Genomic DNA, 380 nt, shown 5'->3' with positions numbered 1-380 from the left:
AAATAATTCGTTGCAACGTGTAATCATAAAAATACCTGCCGTTACCATTGTTGCAGCGTGAATAAGTGCTGAAACTGGCGTTGGTCCTGCCATCGCATCTGGTAACCAAGTGAACAATGGTAATTGAGCCGATTTACCCGTTGCTGCTAAGAATAACAAGAATGTGATTCCTGTTAATACAAAACCTGTAAATGCAGATGAATCAATTGCTAATTGGCTGAATACTTTTACATATTCTAACGTTCCAAATTCTTTGAAAATCCAAAACATCGCCAATAAAAATCCAACATCTCCGATACGGTTCATGATGAAGGCTTTCTTCGCTGCTTTGATATATTCTGGATTTGTAAACCAAAAACCAATTAACAAGAATGAACATA

Annotated in this window: 1 protein-coding gene; it reads right to left on the bottom strand. The window is 36.6% G+C overall.

All coding sequences use genetic code 11. The annotated features are described in order from the left end of the window. A partial coding sequence (locus QWI17_RS08865; RefSeq protein ID WP_302722159.1) for a proton-conducting transporter transmembrane domain-containing protein occupies nt 1-380 on the bottom strand: 380 nt, incomplete at both ends.

The organism is Gilvimarinus gilvus, assembly GCF_030518155.1.
GTDB classification, from domain to species: Bacteria; Pseudomonadota; Gammaproteobacteria; order Pseudomonadales; family Cellvibrionaceae; genus Gilvimarinus; species Gilvimarinus gilvus.
This window is presented reverse-complemented; position numbering and strand designations above follow the sequence as displayed.